Below are 24,407 nucleotides of genomic sequence, written 5' to 3' on the forward strand. Positions count from 1 at the left end.
GAGGGCCTCTCGTCTTGAGTCCGGTCAGGACCCGTTGCGCGCCTTGCGGATCTGCTTGCCGGCGACGCGGCTGAGCTGGTGCAGCACGGTGCCGATGTTGGGTTCCCCCGCCAGGTCGGGGTCGCGCAGGTGGCGCTGCAGCTCCGCGTTCTGCGTGCGGAGCACCCCGAGCTCGTGGTTCCGCCGTGCGAGCTCGCCGTGCAGCCGCTCGATCTCCACGCGCTGCCGGGCCACCTCCTCGGCGAAGCGGTCGTGGTTCTCCGCGGCGGCCACCGCCTCGTACTGCAGCTGCAGCACGCGTGTGTACATGGCGACGCGGTTGTTCTCCATCATCGCGAGCAGCTTCGACGACGTGTACGGCTTGAGCGCGTCGAGCAGCTTCTTGGCGAACGGGGCGTCCTTGCGCACCATCACGCCCATGCCGAACACGGCAGGCACGATGACGAACAGCCAGTCCTCGTCGGCCTCCGCGATGGCGTCCTCGATCGCGGTCAGCACGCCGTTGCGCTCGCCGCCCGCCTCGACGGCGACGCTGTACGAGCCGTGCCCGACGAAACCGGCGGGCGTGAGCTCGTCGTGCCAGATCGTCGGTCCGTCGACGAGTGACACCTCGTGCTTGGCGTCACCGGACAGCAGCGACGGCTCGTAGTACAGGTCGCGGCGCGACCAGGGCCACAGCACGTCGTGCAGCGCGATGACCGCGTCCGGCGTGTTCTTGAGCAGGTACGTCAGCTCGCCGTGCAGCACGGCGTAGTTGTGGTCGCCGTCCAGCACGTACAGGTCGGCGGCCGGCAGCTCGGCCAGCACCTGCGGCGACGGCCGTTCGACGAGCTCGAGCTTCGGGTTCTTCGCGAGCGTCTCGCGCAGCTCCGCGGTCGGGTACGGGTCGATGCAGTAGACCTTCGACGCACCCAGCTCGGTGTAGATCGAGCTGACCTGACCGGACTCGACACCGACCTCGAGGACGCTCTCGATCTTCTTGTAGGTGAAGAGGATCTTGAACATCTCGTGGAAGACGGACATCGAGTGCAGCAGGAAGGGCTGCTGCCGCGCGGTCCTCGCCTGGGCGTGGGGATCGGTTCTGTCGCCGGTCATCGCCGGGTCGAGCATCACGTGTTACCTCCCAGCTTGCGGATCGCGATCCGCGCCGCGCTTGCCGCGAGTCCGGCCGGACCGCGAGTCCTGTACTCCTGCTTGAGGCGACCGGACACCCGCGCGAGCTTCTTCGCGGTCGGCAGGTGCGGGGAGAGGTGCGAGATGGACTGCGGCAGCACCGCGAACCCGACGGTGACCTGGCCCGATGACACCCAGCCGCCGGCGCGCTGCGCGATCGGCAGGATCAGCGCGGAGTGCTCGTTGTCGAACTCGACCATGTTCGCGCCGAGCCAGCGGCACTCGCGGTAGCTCATGCCGGCGAAGTCGTCGTGGCCCTCCCAGCGGACGGTGACCTTGCGGCCGCCCGCGGCGACGACCTCGGCCTCGATCCAGTCGACCCGCACGATCGCGGGACGTCCGGGCAGTGCGAGGGAGAGGTCGATGGTGTCGTGGTGCTCGAACCGCAGCCGGGCGAACGACAGGCCGTTGTGGTTGATCCGCACGCGCTTGCGCCCGGCCTCGCGCCACTTGTCCTCGGCGGTGCGGTAGTACAGCGCCGTCTCCATCGGCTCACCGCTCGACTCGAAGACCGACGGCTCGATCCGGCCGGTGGCGAGACCGCGCGCGGCCGCACCGAGACCGGTGTCGGACGCGGCGAGCAGGGCCGGCCAGAACGAGTCGCGCATGTGCAGGTCGTCGAGGTCGGCCGGCGAGAGGTACGGCAGCACGGCCTTCAGGTCCTCCGGCACGATCCTGGTGACGACCGAGGAACCGAAGTTGTCCTCGTGCGCCCAGTTGCCGAACACGGCCGCCTCCTCCGGCGTCGGCGCCTTGAGGGCCGACACGAGGATGTTGGCGAGCCGGTCCTTCGCCGCCGGGGAGGTGGTGAGGTCCGCCCACCGGCCGTCGGAGTGGGTGACGTAGCGGTTCCACTGCGCCTGGAACGCCTTGATGCCGTCCTGCACGGCCCTGCGCTCGTTGTTCTGCGAGGTCGACTCGGAGACCGGGCCGAGCACCGGCGCACCGTCCTCGGTGAACCCGATGAGCGAGCCGCAGATCGAGTTGACGCACTGCTCGAACACCTCGGGGCTGCGCACGATGGTGGCGCAGGTGTCCTCGGGGTGACCGGCCTGGGCGAGGTAGCCCTCGACCTGGAGCCCTGCGAGGTACGCGCGGGCGGCGCGGTGGTCCGTGGCGATGTAGAGACCGGCCGGGACGATGTCGCTGCCCGCCGCCTTCAACGCCTTGGCCAGCATGTACTGGATCGTGCCGCCCCAGCCGAGGTCGACGAGGGTGATGTCGTCGCCGTCCAGCGCGCCCGCCTTGCGCAGCGAGAGCATCAGCCGCTCGCGGGCGGCGGTGAGGTTGCCCTTGAGGCGGTTCTGGATGTGCGGGGTCTCGGTCAGCGCGATGCTGACCCGCTCCGCGATGCCGCCGTTGTCGATGACCGTGTTCAGGTCGCCGGCGAGACTCGGCACGTCGCCCGCGCGCAGCCCCATCGTCGACAGCACCTGGCGCACGTTCAGCTGGTAGCTGCGCCGGATGAACTCGTGGATCGAGTCGGTGTCGAACTCCGTGACACCCGCGATCGACGTGACGTGGCGGGACAGCCAGATCGGCTTGGCCGTGACGTCCCAGCCGCGGGCCCTCGCCGCGTTGTTGACGAAGCTCGGAGAGCAGCTCGCCCTCGCGCATCGGGCACCAGAGGACCTTCTTGCCCGCCGTGTGCGCCTTCCACGCCACCCACTCGGCGAAGCCGGTGAGGACGGGGCCGAACACCGAGGCGCCGTACCGCCACGCGGTGTCGACGGCCGAGTTGGACTGGTGCCGGCCGGCCTGGATCGTCTTGGCGCGCAGGCTGGTGATGCCGAAGTCGCCCTCGACGGCGTCGAAGTGCGGCGCGTACGGGCCGAAGTGCTCGACCGTGTCGTTCTCGCGCTCCAGCACGTTCGTCAGCTCGTCGTCGAGGCGGCGGAACAGCACGGTCCGCACGCCCATCTCGCCGGGCACCTCGATGTCGGCGACCACGTTGTCGCCGATGTGCACGACCTGCTCCGGCTCCTTGCCGATCTCCTTGAGCACGATCTCGAACAGCCCGCTCGCCTTGTCCAGCCCGTGCTGGTGCGAGCGGAAGATCTTGACGTCCTTCAGGCTGCCCAGCTCGGGGCGGTCGAGCAGGTAGTTGAGGTGCTCTTCGGTGAAGTAGGTGTCGGAGACGAAGATGACCTGCACGTCGTGCTTGAGCGCGCTCTTCACCACCTCGGCCATGTCGAGGTCGACGACCGTGTACTCGCGCTCGGTCTCGATCTCGGCCTTCACCAGCTCGTCGAGGCGCTCGCGGGGGAACACGTTCGACGGCATCGCGCGCCAGATGTCGAACAGCGAGACCTCGGTGCCCAGCGCCTCGCGGCCGTTGCGCGCCTTGTCCTCCGCGACCACGCGCATCCGGCGGAACGTGGCGTCGGTCACCCACTCCGGCGCGAGCCCCGCAGCGCGCAGGCGGGCGCCGAGGATGCCGAACACGTCCGCGGGCCGGGGCACGCGCCGCCACAGGATCGTGTCGAAGATGTCGAACGAGAGGACGGAGCACGACCGGTCCTCGATGATCCTGTGCACGTCCTCCAACAGCGGATGACGTCGTGCTGCCGCGACCTGAGTCATCGCGGTGCCCCCTTTTCCCCACCGCGGTGACACCGCACCGGCGAATGGCTCATACCACGGAGTTTCTGCGTGCTGCCCAGATGACACAGCGGCCGTCACCATACCGGGGCCGACCGCGCCGATCCCGGCCGGACGTATCCTTGTCGGCCGTACGCGCGGTCCACCGGAGCGGGCGTGCGGTCCACGAGGTGAATGAGGGAGACGTCTTGCGGCACGCGATCGTGATCGGTGGCGGCATCCTCGGTCTGGCAACGGCGAACGAGCTGGTCAGCAGGGGTTACCGGGTAACGGTTCTGGAGAAGGAGGGCCACTGGGCGGCCCACCAGAGCGGCCACAACTCCAACGTGGTGCACGCGGGGCTGTACTACAAGCCCGGCTCCTTCAAGGCGCGCATGAGCGTGGCGGGCAACCGCTCGATCATCGACTTCGCCCGCGCCAACGGGGTGGCGCACGAGGTGTGCGGCAAGCTCGTCGTCGCCACCTCCCCCGACGAGCTGCCCGCGCTGAACGTGCTCGCGGAGCGCGCGGAGGCGAACGGCGTGCCCGCCAAGCTGATCTCCCCCGCCGAGGCGCGCGACTACGAGCCCGAGGTCTCCTGCGTGGCCGCCCTGCGCGTGGAGAGCACCGGCATCATCGACTTCCCCGGCATCTGCGGCGCGCTGGTCCGGTTGCTGAACGCGGCCGGTGCTGACCTGCGCCTGTTCACGCCCGCGCTGGGCATCCGCCCCGGCCGCACCGGCGGGGTCGAGGTCGCCACCGGCACCGAGGTGCTGCGCGCCGACCTGCTGGTCAACTGCGCCGGTCTGCAGTCCGACCGCGTCGCCCGCCTCGCCGGCCTGGAGCCGCGCGCGACGATCGTGCCGTTCCGCGGCGAGTACTACGAGCTCGCCCCGCAGGCGCGCCACCTGGTCAAGGGCCTCATCTACCCGGTGCCGGACCCGACGCTGCCGTTCCTCGGCGTGCACCTCACCCGCATGCTCGACGGTTCCGTGCACGCGGGCCCCAACGCCGTGCTCGCGCTGCGCCGCGAGGGCTACCGGTGGACCCAGATCTCGCCCGCCGACCTCTGGGACGTGGCCCGGTTCCCCGGCATCTGGAAGCTCGCCCGCAAGTTCGCGAAGACCGGGGCCGAGGAGGTGCTGCGGTCGTTCTCGAAGAAGCGGTTCGCCGCCTCGCTGGCCCGGCTCGTGCCGGCGGTGCAGGAGTCGGACCTGGTCAGGTCCGAGGCCGGCGTGCGGGCGCAGGCGATGCTGCCGGACGGCTCGCTGGTCGACGACTTCCTCATCGAGACGGCACCGGCCCAGGTGCACGTGCTGAACGCACCCTCTCCGGCGGCGACGTCGTCGCTGGAGATCGCCCGGTACGTGGCCGACCAGGCGGTCGCCCAGGCCTGACGGGCGGCCGGGCCTGACCTTCCGCCAGGCCCGGCCGGTCGCTCAGAGCTGAGCGCGGAAGTAGTCGACCGTGCGGGACACGCCCGTCGCGATGTCGACCTCCGGGGTCCAGCCGAGGTCGCGCTCCGCGGCACTCGCGTCGAGCGCGGAGGCGCGCAGGTCGCCGAGGCGGGCCGGGGCGTGCTCCGGGTCGTCCGCGGCACCCGCCGCCTTCGCGACGAGCGTGTGCAGCTCGCGGTCGGACACCTGGTGGCCGGTGCCGATGTTGTAGCGCTGCCCGCCGCCGGCCTCACCGGACGCGGCGACGAACGCCGAGACGACGTCCTCGACGTAGACGTAGTCGCGGGTGTTGCCGCCGTCGCCGAAGACCTTGGTCGGCTTCCCGGCGAGCAGGGCGTTGGCGAAGATCGCGATCACGCCCGCCTCGCCGTGCGGGTCCTGGCGGGGACCGTAGACGTTGGCCAGCGCCAGGTGGGTGCACTCCAGGCCGTAGAGCTGGCGGTAGGTGTTGAGGTACACCTCGCCGGAGACCTTCGACGCCGCGTAGGGCGACTTCGGGTTGATCGGCACGGCCTCGGACACCGGGAGCACGTCCGGGGTGCCGTAGATCGAGCCACCGGAGGAGGCGAAGCAGACCTTGCGCACGCCGGCGCGGCGGGCGGCTTCCGCGAGGTTCACGGTGCCCAGGACGTTCTGGGTCGCGTCGTCCAGCGGCCGCTCGACGCTCACGCGCACGTCGATCTGCGCGGCCAGGTGGTAGACGACCTCGGGAGCGGCCGCCGCGACCACGTCGGCCAGCTCCGGCGAGGTGACGTCGAGCTGCGTGAACGAGTAGCGCTCGGCGTGGGCCTCGGGCGCCGTGCGCTTGCCCCGCCGCAGGTCGTCGACGACGTGGACGGTGTGGCCGTCGCGCAGGAGGCGGTCGACGAGGGTGGAGCCGATGAACCCGGCACCGCCGGTCACGAGAGCACGCATGGCGCCAGCCTACGAGGTCAGAACCAGCGCTCGAGGACCAGGGCGATGCCGTCCTCCGAGTTCGGAGCGGTGACCTCGTCCGCCGCTTCCAGGGCCGACGGGTGCGCGTTGGCCATCGCCACGCCGTGCCCAGCCCACTGCAGCATCGGGATGTCGTTGGGCATGTCGCCGAACGCCACCACGGCGCTCGCGGGGACGCCGAAGCGCTCGGCGGCGTCGGCGAGACCGGTGGCCTTCGTGACGCCCTTGGCGGACAGCTCGATCAGCCCGTTGTTCGTGGAGAACGTCACGTCGACGTGGTCGGTGACCAGGCCCTCGCACGCCTCGACCATCGCGGCGCTGGTCATGCCGGTGTGCCTGACCAGCATCTTGACGGCGTCGAACCCGAGCACGCGGGCGCGGTGGACGTCCTCGGACGGTCCCTCCGGCCAGGCGTGCTCGTAGCCGTGCTCGGCGACGAAGTCGGAGTCGGCCGCGGTCTCGCCGAGGCGTTCGACGGCGAGCGCGCAGCCGGGCAGGACGCGGTCCAGCGTGCTCGCGATGTCGCTGAGCAGGACCGGGTCGAGGCCCCTGCGCCACAGGACGCGGTCGGCGGCGATGTCGTAGAGGGCGGCGCCGTTCGCGCAGACTGCGAGACCCGTCGTGCCCGCCTTGGCGGCCGGCGTGGGGATCCAGCGCGGCGGACGGCCCGTGACGAGGACGAAGGGCACCTTCGCCGCGATCACCCGGCCGACCACCGCCGCGGTGCGGGGTGACACCTCGTCGGTGGGCGTGAGCAGGGTTCCGTCGATGTCGGTCGCGACCAGCAGAGGTTGTTCCACGTCCACCATGTTGCCTGGTGTGGTTCGTCCGGCGGCAGAACAGGTCGTTACGGTACGGGTGTGCGCACAGGCATAGTGATCCTTCCCGAGCACCGCTGGTGGATTGCCGAGCCCAAGTGGAGGGCCGCCGAGGAGTACGGCTTCCACCACGCGTGGACCTACGACCACCTCGGGTGGCGCACGCTCGTCGACGGACCGTGGTTCGGTTCCATCCCCACGCTCACCGCCGCCGCGATGGTGACGACCCGGATTCGCCTGGGAACGCTGGTGGCCAGCCCGAACTTCCGCCACCCGGTGTCGTTCGCCCGCGAGCTGCTGGCCGTGGACGACGTGTCCGACGGCCGGTTCACGCTCGGCGTCGGCGCCGGTGGCCCCGGCTACGACACGACGGTGCTGGGCGGCAAGCCGCCGTTGCCGAAGGAGCGCACCGAGCGGTTCACCGAGTTCGTCGAGCTGCTCGCTCAGCTGCTGTCGCAGGACGAGGTGAGCTACGACGGCCGCTACTACCAGGCCGTGGAGGCCCGCGGCTTCCCCGGCTGCGTGCAGCGGCCGCGGCTGCCGTTCGTGGTGGCGGCGAACGGGCCGAAGGCGATGGAGGTGGCGGCGCGGTTCGGCACCGGCTGGGTCACGATGGGCCCGCCGGCCGAGGACCACGAGGAGTGGTGGCGCGGCGTCGCGCGGATGGCCGCGCAGTTCGACGAGACGATCCTGCGCACCGGCCGCCGCACGCGCGTCGACCGGTACCTCAACCTCGACTCGGCACCGGTCTACTCGCTGTCGTCGGTGCAGTGCTTCACCGACGCCGTCGGCCGCGCGGCCGAGCTGGGCTTCACCGACGTGGTGTCGCACTGGCCGCGGCACGACGGCGTGTACGCGGGCAGCGAGTCGGTGGTCGAACAGGTCGCCGCCGACGTGCTGCCCGCGCTCGGTTAGCCCTTCGGGACCAGCTTCTCGACGCCGCCCATGAACGGCCGCAGCGCCGCGGGCACGGTGACCGAGCCGTCGGCGTTCTGGTGGTTCTCCAGGATCGCGACGATCCAGCGCGTGGTCGCCAGCGTGCCGTTGAGCGTGGCCGCGATCTGCGACTTGCCGTTCTCGTCGCGGTAGCGGACGTTCAGCCTGCGCGCCTGGAACGTGGTGCAGTTCGACGTCGAGGTCAGCTCGCGGTACTTGCCCTGGGTCGGCACCCACGCCTCGCAGTCGAACTTGCGGTGCGCGGACGTGCCCAGGTCGCCGGTCGCCGTGTCGATGACGCGGTAGGGGACCTCGATCTTGGCGAGCATCTCCTCCTCCCACGCCAGCAGCCGGGCGTGCTCCGCCTCGGCGTCCTCCGGCTTGACGTAGGAGAACATCTCGACCTTGTTGAACTGGTGCACGCGGATGATGCCGCGGGTGTCCTTGCCGTACGAGCCGGCCTCGCGCCGGTAGCACGACGACCAGCCCGCGTAGCGCCGCTCGCCGTCGAGGATCTCGTCGGCGTGGTAGCCCGCGAGCGGCACCTCGGACGTGCCGACCAGGTACAGGTCGTCGTTCGGCAGGTGGTAGATCTCGCTGGAGTGCGCACCCAGGAAGCCGGTGCCCGCCATGATCTCCGGCCGCACCAGCGTGGGCGTGATCATCAACGTGAAGCCGTTCGCCGTCGCCTGCGCCGCCGCCATGTTCAGCAGCGCGAGCTCCAGCTGCGCCCCCACCCCGGTGAGGAAGTAGAACCGCGACCCGCCGACCTTGGCGCCGCGCTCCATGTCGATCGCGCCCAGCTTCGTGCCCAGGTCGAGGTGGTCGACCGGCTCGAAGTCGAACTCGCGGGGCTCGCCGACGGTCTTGAGGACCACGAAGTCGTCCTCGCCGCCGACCGGGGCGTCCGGGTGCACCAGGTTCGGGATCTTGGCCAGCAGCTCGTCGACCTCGGCCGCGGTGGCGTGCTGCTCGGCCTCGGCGGCCTTCACCTCGTTCGAGAGGTCCTTGGCCTTCACCAGCAACGCGGTCTTGTCGTCGCCCTTGGCCTTGCCGACCTCCTTGCCGAGCACCTTCTGCTCGGCGCGCAGGGTGTCCGCGCGGGAGATCGCGGAACGCCGGCGCTCGTCAGCGGACAGCAGGGCGTCGACGACACCTTCGTCCTCGCCGCGGGCACGCTGCGAAGCGCGCACGATCTCCGGGTTCTCGCGCAACACCTTGAGGTCAATCACCCTGAGAAGGGTAGACCAGCCCGTACCACGCCCCTCACCGAGTTCCGCCCACCCGCCCACCGACCGGGCACGCGGGGGCCCCGCGTTCCTCCAGGGGGAACGCGGGGCCCCCGCGTGACTTCCGCGATGCGGAAAGGTGGGGCTAGCTGATCGCGACCGCCACCACGAGGCCGAGCGCCAGGTGCGCGGAGGCGACGACGACCGAGGCCGGGGCGAACCGGTCCGACTCGATGATCGAGCCGATGTCCAGGCGGGTGATCCACTCCAGCAGCCGGACCGCGGCCACCTGCACGATGATGCCGAAGAAGCCGTAGATCAGGGCCGAGAGGAGGCCCTCGTCGAGCTTGCCGACCGAGCTGGTGATGGCGACGACCACGATGAAGGCCATCGACAGCAGACCGGAGGCGGTCACGATGACGGCGTTCGGTGCACCGTTGCGGACGAGGGTGGACAGCTTGCCCGGGGTCGTCCAGTCGATCGCGTAGAAGCCGAACACCATGAGGACCAGACCGACGACGGCGTACAGCGCGATCGCGCCGATGCCCCGGCCGATGGCCGAGCCGAAGCCGGGGTCCAACGCGAGCTGCGTCGTGATCATGTGCTGTTCCCTTTCGGAGTTCACTCAACAATGCGGTGCGGCACGAACGCCGCGCCATCGTCGGTCACCAGACCGACTGTTTCCCGGATGCCCAGTCCCGCCGACGTGTCGCCGACGACCCAGGCTCCCAACGCGGGGCGGTAGCCGTCGAAGTCCGGAAGCGGGTCGAACAGCTGGTACACGAAGCCTTCTTTGCCGTACACGCCGCCGGTCTGCGTCTCGTAGCCGGGCGCGACGATCTGGATGTTCGACCCCTCACGGCCGAGCAGCGGCTTGCGCACGTACTCGGTCAGCATGCCGGGGTTGTTCAGGTACGCGGGCAGCAGGTTCGGGTGGCCCGGGTACATCTCCCACAGGACCGCGAGCAGCGCCTTGTTGGAGAGCAGCATCTTCCACAGCGGCTCGATCCACAGGGTGGCGGGCAGCGACTCGACGGCGTGGCGGCCGAACTGCTCCTCGACCACCCACTCCCACGGGTAGAGCTTGACCACGGTGTTCATCGGGGCCTCTTCGAGGTCGACGAACCGGTTGAGCAGCGTGTCCCAGCCCAGGTCCTCGATCGCGAGCCCGACGGTGTTCAGCCCGGCCTCCGCGGCCGTCTCCTGGAGGTAGGCGGTGGTGAGGTGGTCCTCGCCGGACGGTTCCGCGCCCGACCAGGTGAAGTGGACCTCACCGGAGGGCAGCTTCGCGCCGATCTGGGACCAGCGCTCGACCAGCTGCTCGTGCAGCGAGTTCCACTGGTCGTCGTCGGCGAACACGTCGGTCTTCCAGTTCCACTGGATGATCGCGGCCTCGAGCAGCGAGGTGGGCGTGTCGGCGTTGTACTCCAGCAGCTTGGCCGGGCCGGAGCCGTCGTAGCGCAGGTCGAAGCGGCCGTAGAGGTGCGGGTCGTGCCGCCGCCACGACTCGGCGATGTGCGGCCACACCCATTCGGGGATGCCGAAGTCGCGGTAGCGCTCGGTGGTGACCACGTTGTCCACCGCGTCGAGGCACATGGAGTGGAGCAGCTCGACGTCGGCTTCGAGCGAGAGGATCTCGCTCATCTCGAACACGTAGTGCACCGACTCGTCCCAGTACGGGCGGTCGGAGCCGTTGGCGTACTTCGCGGGCAGCCCGAACACGAGGCCCTGGTCAGAGACCGTCCGCTGCCAGTTCGGCCGCGGTGAGGAGGTTTCACGACGCAACTGTCAGCTCCCGCTGCTGGACTTGCCGCTGCTGACGCCGAACCCGCCGCGCTGCACGGTCGTGCCCGACTTCGTGGACACGTTCGCACCCTTGGGGATGGTGTAGCTGCCGCCGGTCACCTTCTGGCCGACCGCGCCCGAACCGCCGTAGTTGTAGCGGTACTGGCTGCCGCCGATGTAGATGAACCCGCCGCTGCTGTACCCGCCGTGGCTGCGGTAGTAGCTCTCGTCGCAGTAGTCGTCGTCGACGATGACGTTGTTCTTGTCGGTGCACTGCGCCGTGACGTTCTTGGGGCTGGCGGCTGCGTACCAGATCGCGATCAGCGCGACGACACCCACCGTGACGCCACCACCGATGAGCAGGCGTTTGCGGGTCTTGCGGCGCTTCTCGAACGCGGCGGACTCGGCGGCGAACCGCTCTTGCTGCGCCTTCTGCGCGGCGGCACGGGCGCGCTGCTCCGCGACCGACGGCTGACGCGCCTTGGTCACACCGGCCTGCTGCTGGCGCACCTGGCCCTTGCCCTTCTGCTGGGCGGGGGGCTGGGCCGGTCCCGGCTGCGGCACCGGCACCTGCGGCGGCAGCTGCTGGTACGGCGCCGGCTGTTGCGGCTCTTGCGGCTGGCCGGGAGGCCCCTGAGGCGGCATCCCCTGCTGGTTGTTGTCAGTCATCACCACTCCCGCGGGCAAGGTACCTAGCGATACGACCATTTGACGGCCAATCAGGTGACGAGTGTCCTAATAGCAACACTCGCCCCCTTTGGTCCAACCCGGCCGACAGCCGTCTCACACAGCACAGGCATCATGGATGAGATGTCTCCGAGCGCCGGTTGGTTGAGTCGATCAGGTCACATCCGCGACACGCGGCTGGTGATGCTGGGCGCGTTCGTGGGCGCGTTCGGCCTGCTGATGGTGTCCGCGTTCACGTCCGTGCTGGCAGGAGGCCCGCTGACCACCAAGCGCGAGCTGGTGAACGCGGCCTACCAGGCCGTGGCGGGCGACTGCCTGAACTGGGCGAAGACCGACCTGTCCGACGCGCAGAAGGTCGACTGCACCGCCGCGCACAGGTTCGAGGTGACCGGCACGGCCGACATCGCGGCCGGCTACCCGAAGGAAGCGCCGTTCCCGACGCCCGAGGCGTGGGAGAAGATCGCCCAGGACAACTGCGCGCAGGCGGCGACGACGTACATGTCCGGCAAGCTCGACCCCAAGGGCAAGTACGGCGTGAGCTCGCTCAACCCGGACGAGAACCGCTGGAAGAACGGCGACCGCCAGCTGCGCTGCGGCCTCCAGGTCACCGCACCCTCCGGCGCGCCGCTGCCCTCGTTCGGCAGCGCGAAGACCCAGGACCAGTCGAACGTGTACGACCCCGGCGTGTGCGTCGCGCTCGGTGAGAACAACACGGTCGGCGACCCGATCGAGTGCGCCCAGCCGCACGCGTTCGAGATCATCGGTGTCTTCGCGCACCCCGAGGGCGAGTACCTGGCGCCTGAGAAGCAGGACGCCGTGATGTCCGAGCAGTGCGCGGCGATCGCGGTCGAGTACACCGGTGGCGCCGACCTGAAGGCCAAGGGCCTGCTCGTGACGTGGGACGTCCGCGCCCAGGAGAGCTGGGCCGTCGGCTCCCGCAAGGCCAACTGCAAGATCGGTGCCGTCCCCGAGGGCGAGAAGCTCGTCGCGTGGAAGGGCAGCGTCCGCAACCCCGACGGCGCCCCGCTGACCACCTCGAACCCGCCGCAGACCACCTCGGTCAAGCCGCAGGACGAGCCCACCGGTGCCCCGCTGCACTCCCAGTCCGGCCAGCCGTCCGGCAGCGCGGAACCGTCCGAGTCCGGCAAGCCCGACAAGCCGTCCAGCAGCCAGCCCACCACGACGACGACAACCGAGAACCGATGACTGTGGAGATGACGCGCGCCCGGTTCGACGAGCTCGTCGAGGAGGCGCTGGACCTGGTCCCACCCGACTTCCTGCACGCCATGAACAACGTGGTCGTGCTGGTCGAGGACCGCAACCCGGACGAGCCGTCGCTGCTCGGCCTCTACCAGGGCATCGCGCTGACCGAGCGGAACACCGACTACGGCGGCACCCTGCCCGACCACATCTTCATCTACCGCGAGGCGATCCTCGACATCTGCACCACCGAGGACGACGTGGTCGAGGAAGTGATCGTCACCGTGGTCCACGAGATCGCGCACCACTTCGGCGTGGACGACGCAAAGCTCCACGAGCTGGGCTGGGGCTGACCCCTCCCCCTGCTGCTCCAGCATCTTGCAGATGCCGGTGGAGCAAGGGGGCTAGACGTCCACGCCTGCCCACGAGCGGCACAGCCAGCCGTCGCCGTCGCGCTCCAGCACCACCACGCCGGTGTTCGGCAGCAGGTTCTCCGCCAGTTCCACCGGCACGTTGTCGGCGAGCGCCAGTGCGCCCATGCGGCCGGCGCCACCGTGGGTCACGACCATGACGGTGCCGGTGTCGCGGTGGATCGACCTGATGGCGCCGAGGAACCGGTCCAGCACCTGCTGCCCGGTCTCGCCACCGCCGGGGAACGCCACGTCGAGGGCGCCCTCCGCCCACTTCACGACGGTCTCCAGGTAGGTCCGGTAGGCCTCGGTGTCGTTGCGGCCCTCCAGGGAACCGACCTGGATCTCCTCGATGCCCTCCAGGACCTGGACGGGCAGGCCGAAGCGTTCGGCGGTGGGGGCGGCGGTCTGCTGGGCACGCAGGCCGATGCTCGCGTAGACGGCGGTGATGTCCTCGCCGGCGAGCGAGTCGGCCAGTTCGCGGGCCTGTTTGTGGCCCAGTTCGGTGAGCGGGGGGCCGGGCATGGCCGTGTCCAGCTTCCGCTCGATGTTCGACGCCGTCTCGCCGTGCCTGACCAGCAGCAACCTCACCCGCGCTCGCCCTTTCTGACAGCATCGACCCAGGAGGCTGCCGCGGCGAACTCGTCGTTGTGAGCGGTCACGGGTTCCCGGTCGGCCTTCGGGAAGGACCCCAGGAACCGGATCTCGTGCGAGTGCCGGTGCAGCGCGGCCAGCGCGTCACCGATCCTCGGTTCTGCGATGTGCCCCTCGACGTCGATGTAGAAGCGGTACGTCCCCAGTTTGCCCTTCGTGGGACGCGATTCGAGGCCGGTGAGATTGATCCCACGCAACGCGATCTCGGTGAGCAGCTCGGACAGCACGCCGACGCGGTTCGGCGTGGTCACGACGACGCTGGTGCGGTCGGCACCGGTCGGCTGCGGCAGCTCACCCGGCTGGCGCAGCAGCAGGAACCGCGTGCGCGCGTCGGCCACGTCGAGCACGTCGACCGCGTGCTCTTCGAGCCCGTAGTGGTTGATCGCCACGGGGGCGGTGACAGCGGCGTCGAACTCGCCGCGCTCCACGGCGGCGGCCGCGGCGGCGGTCGAGGAGGTGGCGATCGAGGTGGCGCCGGGCAGGTTGGCTGCGATCCACTCACGGGTCTGGGCCAGCGCGTGCGGGTGCGAGGCGACGGTCGAGATCGACGTGGTGCCGGGGCGGACCAGGACGCTGAACCGGACGTCGAGCACGGTCTCGGCGACGGCGACCACGGGCGTGTCGCGGATCAGGACGTCCAGCGTCGCGGGAACGGCGCCCTCGACGGAGTTCTCGATCGGGACGCACGCGAACTCGGTGTCGCCGGACCGGACCGCCGCGACGGCGAGCGGGATCGTGTCGACCGGGACGAGGTCGGAGCCGAACCGGAGCGCTGCCTGCTCGGTGAAGGTCCCCTGTGGTCCGAAGTACGCAATGCGAGGCACCCGCTCACAGTAGAGGTGAGGATCACGCCTGTGTCAGCGGCCGAACCTGGGTTCCGCCGGGGCCGTGCGAACTGGAATGCTTGGGGCGTGCCCGCTCTAGCGCCAGAACTCGTGTTGTGCGCGGTCGACGAACCGATGGCGAACGCCTGGCTCGCCGTGGCTGCCGGGCGGAGCGGTGTGCGGGTGCACCGCGGGTCCGTGCTGGACATCCACGCGCAGGCCGTGGTCAGCCCGGCGAACTCGCAGGGCTGGATGCGCGGCGGCATCGACGCCGTCTACGCGCAGGCGTTCCCGATGGTCGAGAACAACGTCCGCAGCGCCGTGCTCGCGTTGCACGGCGGTGAGCTCCCGGTCGGTGACGCGCAGATCGTGGCGACCGGCGAGACCGAGCCGGCGTGGCTGATCAGCGCGCCGACCATGCGCATGCCGGGCGAGTTGCTGCCGAACGACACCGTCCACCCCTACCTGGCCGCCCGCGCCGTCCTGCGGCTCTGGCTCGAGGGCAGGCTGGAGGACGGCACGCCGGTGCGCGACGCCGTCCACACCATCGCGATGCCGGGTCTGGGCACCGGGGTGGGAGGCGTCGCGCCGACCACGTGCGCGCGTCAGGTCGCCGCCGCGTGGGACGAGGCGTTCAACCCGCTGCGCGTGTAGTCCACTTGTGCACAACCCTGTGGACAGAGTTGTGGACACCTGTGGACTACTGGCGGGGTGCGACCCATCGTTCCAGGTCGAGCTCGTCCGTCATGGGGATGCCGAAGTCGCCGACGGTGGGGATCTCCGGTTTGAGCTTGCGCGCCTCGCGGACCGCGTCGGGCCGCAACGCTGTCATCTTGAACCCGCGGCGCTGGTAGAAGCGCAACGCGTCCAGGTTGTCGTTGGTGGTCGTCAGGCGCACGCGGTTGCACCCGAGCGTGCGCGCCTGGCGGACCGCGGCGTCGACGAGCGCGGTGCCGACGCCGCGGCCCCTGCGCAGCGCGTCGATCGTGACGATCTCCAGCTGGTGGTTCGCCACCGCGTAGGTCAGCAGGCCGAGCACGTGGCCCTGCTTCTCCACGAGGAAGCCCGGCAGACTCGCCGGGAAGAACACCTCTCCGTGCGCGACGGAGGTGTGCGCTCCCCATAGCTCAAGCACCAACCGAGCGACGACTATGCGATCTGCTTCCTCGATCGGTCGTACTGAGCCTTCTGCCATGCCAAGAACTGTCTCAATCCGAGTGACGCTCAGGAACACCCATTCGACGTACGGTGGATTCGTGCCAGTGCGCGTTTTGTTGGTTGACGATCACGAAGTAGTGCGCAGAGGACTGCGCGAGATGCTCGACGACGAGGAGGACATCTCCGTCATCGCCGAGGCCGGTTCCGTGGACGAGGCGGTGACGCGGGCCCAGAGGACTTCGCCCGACGTGGCCGTCGTGGACGTTCAGCTGCCCGACGGCAGTGGTGTGGACCTGTGCCGGACGCTGCGGGACCTGGGCGTCCGCTGCCTCGTGCTGACCGCCTTCGACGACGAGGAGGCGCTGGTCGGCGCGATCATGGCGGGTGCGTCGGGATATCTGCTCAAGCAGGTGCGGGGCCAGGACGTCGTCACCGCGGTGCGCGAGGTCGCGGCTGGACGGTCCCTTCTGGACCCGGCCACGACGGCGCGCGTCCTCGACCGGATGCGGAATCCGGCTCCGGTCGGACTCACCGACCAGGAACAACGGGTGCTGGAACTGATCGGTGAGGGTCTGACAAACCGCCAAATCGGTGAAAGGTTGTTCCTCGCGGAGAAGACCGTGAAGAACTACGTGACGTCCGTGCTCGCCAAACTCGGGATGGAACGGCGTACGCAAGCCGCCGCATGGGTGGCTAAACGGGGACGGACCAGGTGAGCGTCGTCCCGTTCGGTGAACTCACGACGCGGAAATCGCCGCTCGCGGACTTGGCCCGTTCCGCGAGGTGCCGCAGTCCGCGTTGAGTCACGCCGGACGGGATGCCGCATCCGTTGTCCGCGACCCGCAGCAGCAGATGCTTCTCATCTCGTCGTACGTCGATCTGGACGTTCGTGGCACCTGAGTGCCGCACGACGTTCGACAACGCCTCCCGCAGGGCCGCTCGGGTGTCGTCGGCGAGCCTGCGCGGCACGTTCGCCAGGTCGCCGGCCACGTGCAGGCGCGGGCCGAACCCGAGCAGCTCACCGGCCGTGCGGACCTCGGCGTTGACCGAGTCGAGCAGGTCGGTGGAGTCGGCGGGGTCGGTGTTGCGCAGCTTGCGGACGGTCGCGCGGACCTCGGCGATCGTCTCGTCGACCAGGTCGACGGCTTCGTTGATGCGGGTCCGGTCGGTGTGGTCGAGCTTCTTGCCCAGCCGGCGTTCCAGCAGGCTGAGCTGCACGCCGGCGCCGTAGAGGCGCTGGATGATCACGTCGTGCAGGTCGCGGGCGATGCGTTCGCGCTCCTCGTAGACGGCGACCCGCTGGCGTGCGGTGAAGCCCTCCGCGAGCACGACCGCGAGCCCTGCCTGGGCGGCGAACGCGCTCAGCACGTCCACCGTCTCCTGCGTGAACGCCGGCTTGTCGCGCCTGCGGTAGACCGCGAGGGCGCCGATCTTGCGGTCGGACGTGCCGAACGGGGCCACCGCGAACGGGCCGTAGCTGCGCAGCGCGTGCGGCACGTACGGGGCAGTGCGCGGGTCGTTCGTCACGTCGCCGGCCATCACCGGGACGCCGGTGCGGGCGGCTTTGGCCGCGGCGCTGCGCGGGCTCAGGGTCGCGACGACCGGTTCACCGCTGGACGCCTCGACGGTGAGCGTGCCGTCGTCGTCGGGCGTGGCGAGCATGGCGAGGCCGAGGTCGGCGTCCGCGATCTCCGCGGCCGCCTCGACCACGAGCCGCAGCACGTTCTCGGGGTCTTCCAGCGCCGCCGACGTGATCTCGGTGGACGCGACGAGCACGCGCCGCGCCAGGGAGGGGTCCATGGTCCTCAACGGTAGGCGGGGGTGCCGAGGTCCAGCACGAGGTCCGCCCGCGCAGCCTCGTCGGGGCGGTGGGTGATGTGCAGGACCGTCCTGCCGTCGCGCCGCAGCTCCTCCAGCACCTTGCGGGCGGTCGGTTCGTCGAGGTGGGCGGTGGGCTCGTCGAGCAGGACCACGTCGGCGTCGTGCAGCAACGCCCTGGCGAGCGCCAGCCGCTGCGCCTCGCCGCCGCTGACCTGGTCGGGCCGGATGACGGTGTCGAGCCGGTCGGTCCACTCGGGCAGGCACGCCCTCCGCAGCGCGTCCCTGAGCTGCTCGTCGTCGTGCGGGCCCGACATCCGCAGGTTCTCCCGGACGGTGGTGCTGACCAGCATCGGCTCCTGCGGGCACCAGGTCGCGCGGGGCAGCTCCACGATGCCGCGCTCCGGTGGCAGGAAGCCCAGGAGCAGCGCGAACAGCGTCGACTTGCCGGCGCCCGACGGTCCGACGACCGCGACGTGCGTGCCGGGCTCGACGTTGAGGTGCAGGTCGCGCAGCGTCGGCTCGGTCGCGCCGGGCCAGCGGACGTCGACGTTCTCCAGCCGGATCCGCTTGCCGCGCCTGGGCTCCGGCCGCTCCGGCGCGTCGAACTGGAGCCGGGCGCTGGCCTCCCGCAGGGCCCTGCGCTGCTGGGCGGCGAGCGGCAGGGCGGCCAGCGGCTCGGCGAGCGCGAGCGGGACCAGGCCGAGGACCGGGTTGCCGGTCGTGGCGCAGAGCAGGGCGGCCGCACCGGTCGCGAGCAGCACGATCGCCGTGGCGGCGCCGGTGCCAAACGCTTGCCTGCGGGTCTGCCGCGCGAGCTCGGCGTCCTCGGCGTGCAGCTGCGCGAGCAGCCGGTGGTGGGCGTCGTGGGCGATGAGGTCCGGTGCGGCGGTGAGGGCGTTGATCGTGTCGGTCGCGACCTTGCGGCGGCCTCGGGCGAGCTTGGTGCTGGCCCGGCGTTCGGTCCACACGGCGACGGCCGGTGCGGCGAGCCCGGCCGCGAGCAGCAGGCCGCCGAGCGTGAGGGCGGCCGCCGGGTCGATGAACGCGAACAGGACCGTGGTCGCGATGCCGGCACCGATGGCGACGACCGGTGGCACGAGCACCCGCGGCACGAGGTCGCGAACGGTGTCCGTGTCGTCCACGAGCCGTTGCAGGCCATCACGGCGTTGCGTGCGCACGAGCCGAAGCCACAGCTCGGCGCGGAGGTTGGTGGCGAGCTGGAACGCCTCGTGGTGGGTGACCAGGCGTTCGAGGTAGCGGAGCAGGCCTTTGCTCAACGCGAACGTCCGCACGCCCACGGTCAGCACCGTCAGGGTCAGGATCGGCGGCATCTCGGCGGCGCGGGCGATCAGGTGGGCGGCCAGGGCGGTCAGCGCGATGCCGGCGGCGGCCGCGGCGACGCCCAGCAGGGCGCCCTTCCACGGGATCGGCAGGCGCTTCGGGCGTTCCCGCTGCGTCTCCTCCGTGACGACCTTGGCGAACGTCTCCTCCTCCGTCGCCTCCTTGTCGCGGTGCGAGGCGAGGACGACGGCCGCGGTCCCACTGGCCTTCTTGATCGCTTTGTCGACTTTGCGACTTGTCACCGGGTCGAGGTGAGCGGTCGGTTCGTCGAGCAGCAGCACCGTGGCGCCGTGGCGGACCCTCAGCAGGGCGCGCGCGACTGCGACGCGTTGGCGTTCACCGGTCGAGAGGTCGGTGATGCGGCGGTCGAGCAGGTGCGTGGCCACCACCTCATCGGCGACCTCCTCGATGTCCTCGGCACCGGGAACCGTCAGCTCCAGCTCGGCGCGGGGCGTGGCGGCGGCGAACGCGGGCCGCTGCGGCACGTACGCGATCTCGCCCTCGACCCGCACCGCCCCGTCCGTCGGTTCCACGAACCCGAGCAACACCTGGAACGTCGTCGACTTCCCCGCCCCACTCGCCCCTTCGAGCCGGTAGACCTCCCCGGCCCTCACCTCAAAACTCACCCCGTCCGGCGCGAACCCCCCACGCCGCAACACCCGCAAATTGTCGACATGTACCCGCCCGCCAAGTGCACGCGGGGAGCTTTCGTACTCTCCTAGCGCACGCGGGGGCCCCGCGTGCCTGTCGTTGTCGACGATGGCGGCTACGCGGCGGACGGACTCAAGGCCGTCCTCGCTGGCGTGGTGGGCGGCGCCGGCGGCGCGGAGGGGGAGGTAGCACTCCGGGGCGAGGATCAGCACGACCAGCGCGGTCATCAGGGTCATGTCGCCGTGGACGAGGCGGACGCCGACGCCGACGGCGATCAGCGCGACCGACAGCGAGGCGGCGATCTCCAGGACGAGGGCGCTGAGGAACGCGATCCGCAGCGTGCCCATCGTGGCCCTGCGGTGCTGGTCACCGATCTGGCGGACCGCGGCGGCCTGCTGCTTCGCGCGCCCGAACACGGTGAGCACCGGCAGCGCGCGCAGCAGTTCGAGCAGCTGGGCGGAGAGCAGCTCGGTGACGTCGGCCGCCTTCTGGACCCGCTTCTCGGTGTACCAGCCGGTCAGGGCGGCGAAGACCGGGATCAGCGGGACCGTGATGGCGATCAGGACGGCCGACGGCCAGTCGGTGAAGAGGATCCAGGCACCGGCCAGCGGCGGCACAACCGCGGCGGTGACCAGCGCGGGCAGGTAGCGGGTGAAGTACGCGTCGAGCGCGTCGAGGCCCTTCGTCGCGAGCACCGACAGCTCGGCGGTGCCGCGGTCGGCGATCCAGCCGGGACCCCGTTCGAACGACGCGGCGAGCAGCCGGGTGCGCAGCTCCTCCTTGGCACCGGCTGCCGCACGGGCGGCGGCGCTCTCGGTCGCCCACGACAGCGCCGCGCGGGCGATGATCGCGCCGGCCAGCAGCGGGAGGCCCTCGCGGGTCGTGATCACCGACGCGAGCGCGACGGCCTGGGCGACGAGCGCGAGGGAGTTGAAGAACGCCAGCGCGCCCACCCCGACGAGGGCGCGCCGGGCGTTCTTCGAGAGCTGGGGCAGCGCTCCCAGCGGGCCGCGCTTCATCAGTGCGCCGCCGGGATGTGCCGCACGCCGATGCGCTTGCGGAACACCCAGTAGGTCCAGCCCTGGTAGACGAGCACGGCGGGCGTGCCGAACGCCGCCACCCACGTCATGACCTTCAACGTGTACGGGCTCGACGCGGTGTTGGCGATGGTCAGCGACCACGCGTCGTTCAGCGTCGACGGCAGCACGGCCGGGTACAGCGAGCCGAACAGGATCACGACGCTGGCCGCGATGGCGAGCCCCATCAGCGCGAACGACTGGCCGTCGCGGTTGTGCAGCAGCCGCCACATCGCCGCGGCCAGCACCAGCACGACCAGGCCCGCCCACACCCCCGCCACGACCGCGAGCAGCGCGACCAGCGGCAGCAGGGCGACCGGCGAGAGCGTCAGGGCGACGCGGCGGGCCCGTTCGCGGATCTCGCCCTCGGTCTTGAGCGCGGTGAACACGGCGCCGTGGACCAGCGCGTAACCGGCGAACGCGAGCGCGCCGAGCACGGTGTCGAACCGGATCGCCGCGAACGCCGAGCCGACCCGGTCGCCGTTCTCGTCGATCGGCAGGCCCAGCACCGTCGTCGAGATCAGCAGGCCGACGCACAGGGTCGCGATCCACGAGCCGGCGACGATCGTGACGTCCCACGCCTTGCGCCAGCGCGGGTTGTCGACCTTGCCGCGGTAGTCGAACGCGACACCGCGCCCGATCAGCGCGACGAGGAACAGCGTGAGGGGCAGGTATGCGGCGCTGAGCAGCGCCGCATACCAGCCCGGGAAGGCCGCGAACGTGGCACCGATCGCGGTGATGAGCCACACCTCGTTGCCGTCCCAGACCGGCCCGATGGTGTTGATCATGACTCGGCGTTCGGCGTTGGTGCGCCCGAGGACGGGCAGCAGCATGCCGACGCCGAAGTCGAAGCCTTCGAGGAACAGGTAGCCGAGCCACAGCACGGCGATGAGCACGAACCAGAGCGTTTCCACGTCGTCCCTCCCCTAGTACGCGAACGCCAGGGCGCCGTCGTCGGACTTCTGGGGCAGTACGCCGGGGACACCGCCTCTGACGTACTTGCGGATCAGGTAGACCTCCACGACCGCCAGCACGCTGTAGACCGCGGTGAGCGCGATGAGCGAGGTCAGGATCTCGCCGGGCCGGCTGTTGCTGACCGCCTGCGCGGTGAACATCCAGACACCGTCCACCCCGGACGGGTTCGGCACCACCACGAACGGCTGCCTGCCCATCTCGGTGAAGATCCAGCCGAAGCTGTTGGCCAGGAACGGGGTCACGATGCCGGCGAGGCCGAGAGCCGGGAACCACCAGCCGGTGGGCGTCCGGTTCTTGCGGGTCAGCCAGAGCATGAAGACGCCCAGACCGGCCGAGATCGCGCCGAAGCCGATCATCAGGCGGAAGCCCCAGTACGTCACGGGAAGCGCGGGCACGTAGTCGATCGGCTTGCCGCTGAGCTCACCGAGCCGGTCGTCGACGGGGTAGAACTCCCCGTAGCGCTCTTGGTACATCGGGACGAGCTCCTCGATGCCCTTGACCTCGGTGTTGAAGTCGTTGTGCGCCAAGAAGCTCAGCAGCGCGGGCACGGTGATGCTCTTGACGTTCTCGCAGTCGGGCCTGGTGACGTCGCCGATCGCGAAGACGCTGAACGCCGCCGGCTCCTCGGTGTGGCACAGGGCCTCGGCCGCTGCCATCTTCATCGGCTGCTGCTCGAACATCAGCTTGCCCTGGAGGTCACCGGTGATCGCGAGCACGGTGAACGCCACCACGCCGACCCAGGTGCCGAGCTTGAGCGAGCCGCGCCAGACCTTCTCCTCCTCCGACCTGCGGTGCAGGTGCCAGGCGGCGATGCCGACGAGGAACGCGCCGGCCACGGCGAACGCGCCCGCGATGGTGTGCGGGAACGCGGCGAGGGTGGTGTTGTTGGTCAGCACCGCCCAGATCGAGGTGAGCCGCGGCCTGCCCTCGTGCATCTCGACGCCGACCGGGTGCTGCATCCACGAGTTGGCCGCGAGGATGAAGTACGCGCTGGCCATGGTCGCGAGGCTGAACGCCCACACGCAGGCCAGGTGGACCTTCCTGGGCAGCTTGTCCCAGCCGAAGATCCACAGGCCGAGGAAGGTCGACTCGACGAAGAAGGCGACGAGCGCCTCCATCGCGAGCGGCGCGCCGAACACGTCTCCCACGAACCGCGAGTAGGCGCTCCAGGCCATGCCGAACTGGAACTCCTGCACGATGCCCGTGACGACGCCCATGGCGAAGTTGATCAGGAGGAGCTTCCCCCAGAACTTCGTCATCTTGTAGTAGCGCTCGTCGCCCGTGCGCACCCACGCGGTCTGCATCCCCGCGACCAGCAGGGACAGGCCGATCGTCAACGGCACCATCAGAAAGTGGTAGACGGTGGTGATGCCGAACTGCCACCGCGCGAGTTCGAGTACTTCCACGTCATCGAGCGTATGGACCGGACACGGCTCTCATCAGGTACGACGGTCCCGTCCCGGCTCGGGACCTTGGTCCCGTGCGCGAGGTCACGCTCGTGCGTGACCTGCGTCGGTTAGGATGGATGCGCCAGAGGGGAGTAGTTCCCACCGGAGCGTTCAGCCGGTGGCGTGGTGATCGACATACTGATCCGCCTTCGAGCGGATCCGGTGCCACACCCGTCTTGTACGGGCGAACGAGACCTCCGGCCGGGCTTTGCAGCACGCCCGGTCGGGGTCTGTTGCGCCTCCGTCCGGGTTCGTACTCGGACGTGGAGGACCCTCTTGACCACCTCACTGCTCGCGTTCCTCACCGCTTTCGCGGTGGTGTTCCTGGTCGAGCTCCCGGACAAGACCATGGTCGCGACCCTGGTGCTGACCACGCGCTACCGCGCCTGGCCGGTGTTCGTGGGCGTCATCGCGGCCTTCGCCGTGCAGACCGTCGTCGGTGCGGCGTTCGGGACGGCGATCACCCTGCTCCCCGACCGGCTGGTCGCGGGCATCGTCGCCACGTTGTTCCTCGTGGGTGCGTTCCTGCTGCTCAAGGAGGGGTTCTCGAAGGAGGAGGACTCCGCCGACGAGGCCGGGACGCGCACCGACGTGCCGTTCTGGCGCGCCGCGCTGACGTCGTTCGGCGTGCTGTTCGCGGCCGAGTGGGGTGACGCGTCGCAGCTCGCGACCGCCGGCATCACCGCACGCTACGGCGCCCCGCTCGCCGTGGGCCTCGGGGCGTGGCTCGCGCTGGTCGCCGTGGCGGGGCTCGCGGTGCTGGTCGGGCGCAAGCTCGCCGGCCGGCTGCCCACGCACTGGATCCAGCGCGTGGCCGGCGCTGTCTTCGCGGTGTTCGGCGTGATCGCCCTGACGCAGGTCTTCTGAGTCACCACACCGGTCGCAACCCGGGCTGGTCCTCACCGTGCACGTGCTGCAGGTACGCGGTGAGGCCCGCCTTGACGGTCGCGACGGTGTCCGCGCCGACCGCCTCCGCCATCTCGTTCTCCAGGTCGGACCACAGGACGTCGGCGAACTTCAGGTAGTCGCGGCCCTTCGTGGTCAGCGTGACGTACTGGGCGCGCTTGTCCGTCGGGTGCGGTTCGCGCAGCACGTAACCCCACTCGTCGAGCTCGGCGACGATCTTCGCGGCCGCCTGTTTCGTGACGCCGAGGTGCGCGCCGATGTCGACGGGCAGCGCGGAGATCGCGCTGTGGACGGTCGACGTGCCGGAAGGGGGCGACGGGACGCCGCACCGGGCGTCCAAGG

General features: G+C 70.3%; 24 protein-coding genes. 8 read left to right on the plus strand and 16 right to left on the minus strand.

Going from position 1 to position 24,407, the window contains the following annotated elements; translation table 11 throughout:
- Window positions 1-24: 24 nt before the first annotated feature.
- A complete protein-coding gene (locus tag ACVDFE_RS05390) occupies window positions 25-1,110 on the minus strand; it encodes a class I SAM-dependent methyltransferase (RefSeq protein WP_360397102.1) in 1,086 nt (361 codons plus the stop codon).
- Complete coding sequence (locus ACVDFE_RS05395) at window positions 1,110-2,615, minus strand: hypothetical protein (protein WP_458429759.1); 1,506 nt, start codon at window positions 2,613-2,615, stop codon at window positions 1,110-1,112. Before ACVDFE_RS05395 ends, ACVDFE_RS05390 begins: the two co-directional genes overlap by 1 nt.
- 22 nt (window positions 2,616-2,637) lie before the next feature.
- Here ACVDFE_RS05395 and ACVDFE_RS05400 point away from each other — a divergent pair, with 22 nt between their 5' ends.
- Together ACVDFE_RS05400 and lhgO are read left to right on the plus strand one after the other, a co-directional pair.
- Window positions 2,638-3,786 (plus strand): hypothetical protein, encoded by a 1,149-nt coding sequence (locus ACVDFE_RS05400; protein ID WP_458429760.1) that lies wholly within the window; start codon window positions 2,638-2,640, stop codon window positions 3,784-3,786.
- Between the two features lie 176 nt (window positions 3,787-3,962).
- The gene (gene lhgO, locus ACVDFE_RS05405) at window positions 3,963-5,150 is read left to right on the plus strand and encodes an L-2-hydroxyglutarate oxidase (protein ID WP_458429762.1); all 1,188 of its coding nucleotides are present in this window, start codon (window positions 3,963-3,965) and stop codon (window positions 5,148-5,150) included.
- 42 nt (window positions 5,151-5,192) lie between these two features.
- Here lhgO and ACVDFE_RS05410 read toward each other — a convergent pair whose 3' ends face one another.
- Both ACVDFE_RS05410 and ACVDFE_RS05415 read right to left on the minus strand, forming a co-directional pair.
- Window positions 5,193-6,125 carry an NAD-dependent epimerase/dehydratase family protein gene (locus ACVDFE_RS05410; RefSeq protein ID WP_360396973.1) on the minus strand — a complete coding sequence of 311 codons (933 nt, stop codon included), beginning with the start codon at window positions 6,123-6,125 and terminating at the stop codon, window positions 5,193-5,195.
- Window positions 6,126-6,142: 17 nt separating this feature from the next.
- Complete coding sequence (locus tag ACVDFE_RS05415) at window positions 6,143-6,946, minus strand: HAD family hydrolase (protein ID WP_360396974.1); 804 nt, start codon at window positions 6,944-6,946, stop codon at window positions 6,143-6,145.
- Between the two features lie 60 nt (window positions 6,947-7,006).
- On the opposite strand from ACVDFE_RS05415, the gene ACVDFE_RS05420 reads away from it, so the two are divergent.
- Complete coding sequence (locus tag ACVDFE_RS05420; RefSeq protein WP_360396975.1) at window positions 7,007-7,879, plus strand: LLM class flavin-dependent oxidoreductase; 873 nt, start codon at window positions 7,007-7,009, stop codon at window positions 7,877-7,879.
- Here ACVDFE_RS05420 and serS read toward each other — a convergent pair.
- The 4 genes from serS to ACVDFE_RS05440 form a co-directional block, all read right to left on the minus strand.
- Window positions 7,876-9,132 carry a serine--tRNA ligase gene (gene serS, locus ACVDFE_RS05425; RefSeq protein ID WP_360396976.1) on the minus strand — a complete coding sequence of 419 codons (1,257 nt, stop codon included), beginning with the start codon at window positions 9,130-9,132 and terminating at the stop codon, window positions 7,876-7,878. The genes ACVDFE_RS05420 and serS overlap by 4 nt on opposite strands.
- 142 nt (window positions 9,133-9,274) lie before the next feature.
- Entirely contained in the window at window positions 9,275-9,727 is a 453-nt protein-coding gene (locus tag ACVDFE_RS05430) for a DUF350 domain-containing protein (protein WP_360397103.1), read from the minus strand.
- Window positions 9,728-9,750: 23 nt separating this feature from the next.
- Window positions 9,751-10,914, minus strand: a complete 1,164-nt coding sequence (locus ACVDFE_RS05435; RefSeq protein ID WP_360396977.1) for a glutathionylspermidine synthase family protein — start codon at window positions 10,912-10,914, stop codon at window positions 9,751-9,753.
- Window positions 10,915-10,917: 3 nt separating this feature from the next.
- Complete coding sequence (locus ACVDFE_RS05440) at window positions 10,918-11,583, minus strand: hypothetical protein (RefSeq protein ID WP_360396978.1); 666 nt, start codon at window positions 11,581-11,583, stop codon at window positions 10,918-10,920.
- A gap of 141 nt (window positions 11,584-11,724) precedes the next feature.
- Between ACVDFE_RS05440 and ACVDFE_RS05445 the strand changes: the two genes are divergently transcribed.
- Window positions 11,725-12,807 (plus strand): septum formation family protein, encoded by a 1,083-nt coding sequence (locus tag ACVDFE_RS05445; protein WP_458429763.1) that lies wholly within the window; start codon window positions 11,725-11,727, stop codon window positions 12,805-12,807.
- Entirely contained in the window at window positions 12,804-13,154 is a 351-nt protein-coding gene (locus ACVDFE_RS05450) for a metallopeptidase family protein (protein ID WP_360396980.1), read from the plus strand. The genes ACVDFE_RS05445 and ACVDFE_RS05450 overlap by 4 nt, the downstream gene beginning before the upstream one ends.
- Window positions 13,155-13,205: 51 nt before the next feature.
- Here the strand turns inward: ACVDFE_RS05450 and ACVDFE_RS05455 are convergent, their stop codons facing one another.
- Together ACVDFE_RS05455 and pheA are read right to left on the minus strand one after the other, a co-directional pair.
- The gene (locus ACVDFE_RS05455) at window positions 13,206-13,802 is read right to left on the minus strand and encodes a histidine phosphatase family protein (protein ID WP_458429764.1); all 597 of its coding nucleotides are present in this window, start codon (window positions 13,800-13,802) and stop codon (window positions 13,206-13,208) included.
- Complete coding sequence (gene pheA, locus ACVDFE_RS05460; RefSeq protein ID WP_360396982.1) at window positions 13,799-14,689, minus strand: prephenate dehydratase; 891 nt, start codon at window positions 14,687-14,689, stop codon at window positions 13,799-13,801. Before pheA ends, ACVDFE_RS05455 begins: the two co-directional genes overlap by 4 nt.
- A 135-nt stretch (window positions 14,690-14,824) precedes the next feature.
- Here pheA and ACVDFE_RS05465 point away from each other — a divergent pair, with 135 nt between their 5' ends.
- Window positions 14,825-15,343 (plus strand): macro domain-containing protein, encoded by a 519-nt coding sequence (locus tag ACVDFE_RS05465; RefSeq protein WP_360397104.1) that lies wholly within the window; start codon window positions 14,825-14,827, stop codon window positions 15,341-15,343.
- 46 nt (window positions 15,344-15,389) lie between these two features.
- Here the strand turns inward: ACVDFE_RS05465 and ACVDFE_RS05470 are convergent, their stop codons facing one another.
- On the minus strand, window positions 15,390-15,824 hold the full coding sequence (locus tag ACVDFE_RS05470; RefSeq protein WP_458429765.1) for a GNAT family N-acetyltransferase: 435 nt from the start codon (window positions 15,822-15,824) through the stop codon (window positions 15,390-15,392).
- Window positions 15,825-15,945: 121 nt separating this feature from the next.
- Here ACVDFE_RS05470 and ACVDFE_RS05475 point away from each other — a divergent pair, with 121 nt between their 5' ends.
- On the plus strand, window positions 15,946-16,563 hold the full coding sequence (locus ACVDFE_RS05475) for a response regulator transcription factor (RefSeq protein WP_360397105.1): 618 nt from the start codon (window positions 15,946-15,948) through the stop codon (window positions 16,561-16,563).
- On the opposite strand, the gene ACVDFE_RS05480 is transcribed toward ACVDFE_RS05475, so the two are convergent.
- Genes ACVDFE_RS05480 through ACVDFE_RS05495 form a run of 4 tightly spaced genes read right to left on the minus strand, consistent with a single transcriptional unit; the run spans window position 16,541 to window position 23,117 of the window.
- Complete coding sequence (locus tag ACVDFE_RS05480) at window positions 16,541-17,647, minus strand: GAF domain-containing sensor histidine kinase (RefSeq protein WP_458429766.1); 1,107 nt, start codon at window positions 17,645-17,647, stop codon at window positions 16,541-16,543. The genes ACVDFE_RS05475 and ACVDFE_RS05480 overlap by 23 nt on opposite strands.
- A 5-nt stretch (window positions 17,648-17,652) precedes the next feature.
- The gene (gene cydD / locus ACVDFE_RS05485) at window positions 17,653-20,679 is read right to left on the minus strand and encodes a thiol reductant ABC exporter subunit CydD (protein WP_458429767.1); all 3,027 of its coding nucleotides are present in this window, start codon (window positions 20,677-20,679) and stop codon (window positions 17,653-17,655) included.
- Window positions 20,679-21,650, minus strand: coding sequence for a cytochrome d ubiquinol oxidase subunit II (gene cydB / locus ACVDFE_RS05490; protein WP_360396986.1), 972 nt, complete (start codon window positions 21,648-21,650; stop codon window positions 20,679-20,681). Before cydB ends, cydD begins: the two co-directional genes overlap by 1 nt.
- Window positions 21,651-21,662: 12 nt before the next feature.
- Entirely contained in the window at window positions 21,663-23,117 is a 1,455-nt protein-coding gene (locus ACVDFE_RS05495; protein ID WP_360396987.1) for a cytochrome ubiquinol oxidase subunit I, read from the minus strand.
- A 330-nt stretch (window positions 23,118-23,447) separates the two neighbouring features.
- Here ACVDFE_RS05495 and ACVDFE_RS05500 point away from each other — a divergent pair, with 330 nt between their 5' ends.
- Window positions 23,448-24,026 (plus strand): TMEM165/GDT1 family protein, encoded by a 579-nt coding sequence (locus tag ACVDFE_RS05500; protein ID WP_458434268.1) that lies wholly within the window; start codon window positions 23,448-23,450, stop codon window positions 24,024-24,026.
- Window position 24,027: 1 nt separating this feature from the next.
- Here the strand turns inward: ACVDFE_RS05500 and ACVDFE_RS05505 are convergent, their stop codons facing one another.
- Window positions 24,028-24,405, minus strand: coding sequence for a MarR family winged helix-turn-helix transcriptional regulator (locus ACVDFE_RS05505; protein ID WP_458429769.1), 378 nt, complete (start codon window positions 24,403-24,405; stop codon window positions 24,028-24,030).
- Window positions 24,406-24,407 lie beyond the last annotated feature (2 nt).

Source organism: Lentzea chajnantorensis (assembly GCF_054300775.1).

Coding starts and splice junctions, on each gene's coding strand:
- ACVDFE_RS05390 (WP_360397102.1), bottom strand. CDS start 1,110: ATGCTCGACCCGGCGATGACCGGCGACAGAACCGATCCCCACGCCCAG.
- ACVDFE_RS05400 (WP_458429760.1), top strand. CDS start 2,638: ATGAACTCGTGGATCGAGTCGGTGTCGAACTCCGTGACACCCGCGATC.
- ACVDFE_RS05410 (WP_360396973.1), bottom strand. CDS start 6,125: ATGCGTGCTCTCGTGACCGGCGGTGCCGGGTTCATCGGCTCCACCCTC.
- ACVDFE_RS05440 (WP_360396978.1), bottom strand. CDS start 11,583: ATGACTGACAACAACCAGCAGGGGATGCCGCCTCAGGGGCCTCCCGGC.
- ACVDFE_RS05445 (WP_458429763.1), top strand. CDS start 11,725: ATGTCTCCGAGCGCCGGTTGGTTGAGTCGATCAGGTCACATCCGCGAC.
- ACVDFE_RS05450 (WP_360396980.1), top strand. CDS start 12,804: ATGACTGTGGAGATGACGCGCGCCCGGTTCGACGAGCTCGTCGAGGAG.
- ACVDFE_RS05465 (WP_360397104.1), top strand. CDS start 14,825: ATGGCGAACGCCTGGCTCGCCGTGGCTGCCGGGCGGAGCGGTGTGCGG.
- ACVDFE_RS05480 (WP_458429766.1), bottom strand. CDS start 17,647: ATGGACCCCTCCCTGGCGCGGCGCGTGCTCGTCGCGTCCACCGAGATC.
- cydD (WP_458429767.1), bottom strand. CDS start 20,679: ATGAAGCGCGGCCCGCTGGGAGCGCTGCCCCAGCTCTCGAAGAACGCC.